We start from the raw sequence: 5,037 nt of genomic DNA, 5'->3' as shown, positions 1-5,037 counted from the left end.
AAGCGCATTATATCATCTGCCAAAAAGGCGGCCGCTCAGCGCGTGCCTGTGAATTCCTGGAAAATCACGGCTATCAGGTGACCAATGTGCAGGGAGGTCTGGAAGCTTATCCGTCAGAAGGGATAGACTGACCAATTGACACTCTTTAAATGTTGGATATGGCGAGGCTGGGCAAAAAGTCCAGTCTTTTGTATCATTGGAAAAACAGATTGACGCAGTGGTTGATTGGCATCTTCGTTCACTTGTTAAGCTCCTAAGATGGCCGAATCACATTATTTGAGTATAATCTGAACAAATGACTGCTAAAATGAATTGAATTTTTGGCAGTCTTTTTGTATACTATAAAGGTATAATAATTTAAAGCTCAATGAAAATCATCAGCAAACTAGAAAGCTAGTCGCAATCTGCCCGCTGCCTTGTGTGAATTCTTATAAGGCCAGTTGGCAAAAGAGAAGGTTTGCGAACGGGTCTATTGATGTTAAAAGAAGGAGACCAAGAGCTGGAGCAGCAGGGGAAACGACGGCTCAGCAGTTTCTAAAGGTGAACACGATGAATATGAAATATAGTACATTGCTTTTTCTGACGGCAGCTGCCCTCACGCTTGCTGCTTGCTCATCCAAGCAGGATACAGGCGGCAGCTCGCAAGAGCAGGCAGCTTCAAGCAGTCCGACTTCCAGTCAGAGCTCAGAGAACAATTCTGAGGACAATAAGGAACAAGTCAGCAAAAATCCAGAAGTCGAAAATGTAGACAAAACTGTTTCCTACAATGGAAGTTATTACAGTGTAGCGGGCAAGTATGATGAAATTGTTATTGCAAATAAACACTATCCCTTGTCACCTTCCTACAATCCCGGTGAAAACGCGACTGCCAAATCAGAATTACTCAAATTGATTGCGGACATGCAGGCTCAAGGCTATGCCATTAGCGACCAATACAGTGGTTTTCGCAGCTATGATAGCCAGACAGGGCTCTATCAAAACTATGTCAATCAGGACGGCAAAGAAGCAGCAGACCGCTACTCAGCCCGACCGGGCTACAGTGAGCACCAGACCGGCCTGGCTTTTGACCTGATTGACAGCAGCGGCAATTTGGTACAAGAAGCGGGAGCCAGTCAGTGGCTTTTGGATAATGCTTATAAGTACGGCTTTATCGTCCGCTATCAGGCTGGTAAGGAAGCCTCTACCGGCTACATGCCGGAAAGCTGGCACCTGCGCTATATCGGCAAGGAAGCAAAAGAGATCTCTGATTCGGGCTTGTCACTGGAAGAATACTATGGCTTTACAGGCGGTGATTATACGGAATAAGCCGGTCAAAGCAATAAGCTGCCAACTGCCTGCAGCTTCACTCATCTGTCACAAAGGAGGACAAAACATGAAATTTTATCTCACCAACCCCCATAATGATTTTGTAGAAACACCGGTCCAAGAAGAAGGCCGCATCATCCACCATCTTCATTTGGCTAAAGGAAAAGAAGTGCCCGAACACAGCGCAGATGCTCTGGTTACGGTGGTTTGTCTCTCCGGTGATGTCAGCTTTTCAGCAGGCGGCCAGACTGTCCGGCTGGTATCAGGCTCTTTCCTCACCATGGAGCCCAATGAACCGCATAGCCTGATTGGAGAGGAAGACAGCCATCTCTTGGTTATCAAGCAATTAAAATACTGACAAAGTCACCCTAGGGAGGGGACAGCGAATGGGATTCGCTGTCCCCTCCCTATTTTTTACTGTTCCTGCCCAATGAAAATTAAAACAGTCCTTTCTTTCGTCTTGCTTCTCCCATTCACTCCCAGCCCACGAGGCTCTCACAGTCCGGGGGACTGTGAGAGGTTGTAGATAAAACAAACGCAGTTTGTGTCAAAACAGTCCGGGGGACTGTGAGAGGTTGTAGATAAAACAAACGCAGTTTGTGTCAAAACAGTCCGGGGGACTGTGAGAGGTTGTAGATAAAACAAACGCAGTTTGTGTCAAAACAGTCCTTCTGGACTGTTGGAGCAAGGCAAGCTAACAAAGTAATAAAAGATAAACTAAATGACGATACATAAAAGGAGGTTGGGAGACGGGGCCAGATGCAGAGTCAGGTCCTGATTGGGAATGTTCTTTTTGTTATGCAGGGAATATCCAGAATTTTGAATAAAACAAACAAAGGGACAAGCAAGGATATTTGGATACTTTGAGCCTTAAAATAAACTTAAAATTGGCTTAAAAATCCCTTAAAATAAGCTTAAAATAAACTTAAACAGAGAAGGCGATAGGATAAAGTTTTTGGTATAAAATATTTTTATGATTAAAACTATAAAAAATAATTTACAAAGTGTAAACCAAATTATAAACAAAAAAATTATCAAAAAGTTCGTAAAAAAGTAGGTATTTGTTTCTCTAATAAACATCAGAACAATTTTTGTTCAAAATCACGAACTATAAAAAATTACCGATGAAAATAATTTACAGAATGACAACTAAATCTATTGCATTCCCAAAATTCTTGTGCTATAATTCGAATTGAGGGTGAAATATGCATAAAAAAGTATTTTTAAGCATGAGCTTGATCAGGATTTTATCTTTTCTGCTGTTTGAAATGTTTGAAAGTAAAATTTCTTTTAGCAATATCGCTAATTGGTGATTTCTTTAAATCGTTTGGACTGCAAAAGATAAAATCAACGGCTTCTTGCCGGATCGCAAAAGCTGAAAGACTTTTTTATGAACTTGTGCACAAAAATATCAACTCCCCCACAAAATAAAATTATGAAGTGATTTTGGAGGTTTAATCAAAATGACTAATCGTTTCAGATTTTTATCCCGCTCTGTTTTAGCTGCTGCGACGCTGGTTCCTGCCTTTGCTGCTGCTAATAATGTGCAAGCTGCGGATTATGATTACGGCTATAATTATGGCTACAATTATAACTACAATCGTTACCAGCCAGGCTACAACTATTGGAACACTGGCTATAACAACCGTTATAACTCTTATTCAAACTATTACAATGGTTATAACCGTCTGAACTACGGCTATAATAACTGGTATGGCTATGACAACTACTATAACAACAACTGGGGTTATGGTTATAATGGCTACAATAACTGGAATTATGGCTATAACAACGGCTGGTATGGCTACAACAATGGCTGGAACGGCTACAATAACGGCTGGAATAACTATGACTACAGCTATGACCGTTACAATAATTACAATAGTTTAAGCAATGACCCTAACTATACTTACTGGAATGGCAATCATTACTACCGTATGAATGACGGCAGCTACCGCATTTACCGCAACGGTTCTTGGGTTGCCTTGGACAATGGTTCTAACAGCAGCTCTGGCTATGAAAGCCTGCGCAATGATGCCAACTATACTTACTGGAACGGCAATCATTACTACCGCATGAACGACGGCAGCTACCGGATTTACCGCAATGGTTCTTGGGAGCCAGTGTCCAATACCGGCGATAGCAATAGCGGCTACAATAACCTGAGAAATGACAGCCACTACCGTTATGAAAATGGCTATCATTATTACGTTTTGGAAGACGGCTCTTACTATTACTATGCAAATGGCGAATGGGTTCTGGTCAAAGCAGCAGAGACTCCAGCGGATCCTGCAACTCCAGCACCGACTCCAGAGCCAACTCCAACTCCGACTCCGGAACCAGCACCAAACGACAAACCTGATCAACCGGTCAATCCAGGCACAGATCAGCCGGTGACTCCGGGTACAGATCAACCGGTCAATCCAGGCACAGATCAGCCAGTGACCCCAGGTACGGATACACCAAGCGATTCAGATGTCCCAGGTATTGAACTGCCTCCGACACCGCCTTTCGTTCATGAAGACAAGCCTTTCAATCCATTCGCTCCTGAAACTCCGTCAACGCCGGCAGATCCATCAGACAGCGGTTCTGCAGACCAGCCAGCAACTCCGGCTATTCCTGGAAATTCTGGCTTGGTAACAACTGACGAACCAAGCGAAAACCAAATTCCGCCATACGTTGAAAAACCAGCAGAAGGTCTGGAACATCTGGAATGGGCACCAAACGGACAGACTCCGAAAATTATCTACCCTTCTGGCAAGCCGGGCGATGCAGCCTTAGAGGCCGATCCAAACTATTACTATGACGGCAGCACTCATTACTACTATGTACCTTCCAATTCTGAGCGTACCGGTTATTCTCCTTACTGGAAGTGGTTCGGTGATGTCTGGAAACTGCAAGGAATGACGGACCCTAACGACCCAGCACTTGATCCTAAACTCCATGAAAACACAGCTGACGATGAGTATATGTACAGTGACCGGGATTCCAGCGTCAAACTGTACTCAACGAATCTGGTTGCTACCGGTCAGGCTGGTCAGCCATTGCCATTCCAAAATGTGGAAGAGTTCAAGAACTATGTTATCGAAAAAATGAATCCGAAATTTGTCGATAACTCTGGATGGGATGCAAAAGTTGAGTGGGAAATTGAAAATCCAGAACTCTTTGAAATGTCTAAACAGAACCCATGGGCGAAAGATTATGTCCTGATTGCCAACCTCAAGAGCGGTGTCGATGACGATAAGTACAAAGATGTCGAATTTGGCCATGTGAAATTCGTCTACCGCATCGAAGCTACGGATGCTACAAACTATGTTGCTTTGGACAAGGCTAAAGAAGCTTTCGCTAAAATCAACGAAGAGCGTGCAGCCCAAGGCTTGAAAGAGCTGGCTTGGTCAGATGACATCTACCTCAATCAGGCCCTGCCAAAAGTTCATGCAATCTCTCGTCAATTCGACAGTTCAGGCTTTGTTGGACGTCGTGATGATGATCCGGCTGTAGTTGCTAAGAAATGGGCGAACAGCGGACTCAGAGAATGGCTTTTGGATCCAAACTCAACTGAAGGTGCAGTAGCGGCAGTAGTTGATGGCAACGGAGACTACTACTGGGCTTTCAATTATAAATAAAAACCAATAGCCAGCAAATCCTCAGACTATTTCACTCACATAAAGCAGCAAGAGGCGGTCATCACTGTCATGAGCCGAGCCCAAGCAAACAAGATGTGAATGGAAA

The 5,037-nt window shown here is 43.8% G+C and carries 4 protein-coding genes; all 4 read left to right on the top strand.

Annotation, left to right across the window (positions count from 1 at the left end; genetic code table 11):
- Window positions 1-131, top strand: a 131-nt coding sequence (locus tag STRDD11_RS14725; RefSeq protein ID WP_164828482.1) for a rhodanese-like domain-containing protein, incomplete at its 5' end; no start/stop codon positions are given.
- Window positions 132-549: 418 nt separating this feature from the next.
- Window positions 550-1,305 carry an LD-carboxypeptidase LdcB/DacB gene (ldcB, locus tag STRDD11_RS11500; protein WP_241209443.1) on the top strand — a complete coding sequence of 252 codons (756 nt, stop codon included), beginning with the start codon at window positions 550-552 and terminating at the stop codon, window positions 1,303-1,305.
- Between the two features lie 67 nt (window positions 1,306-1,372).
- A complete protein-coding gene (locus STRDD11_RS11495; RefSeq protein ID WP_128837413.1) occupies window positions 1,373-1,663 on the top strand; it encodes a cupin domain-containing protein in 291 nt (96 codons plus the stop codon).
- Window positions 1,664-2,768: 1,105 nt separating this feature from the next.
- On the top strand, window positions 2,769-4,931 hold the full coding sequence (locus STRDD11_RS11490) for a CAP domain-containing protein (protein WP_128837412.1): 2,163 nt from the start codon (window positions 2,769-2,771) through the stop codon (window positions 4,929-4,931).
- The last annotated feature ends 106 nt before the right edge of the window (window positions 4,932-5,037 follow it).

The sequence above is a fragment of the Streptococcus sp. DD11 genome (assembly GCF_001578865.1).
Lineage (GTDB): Bacteria > Bacillota > Bacilli > Lactobacillales > Streptococcaceae > Streptococcus > Streptococcus panodentis.
Note: the sequence above shows the minus strand (reverse complement) of the source record. Positions and strands in the feature narration are given on the sequence as shown.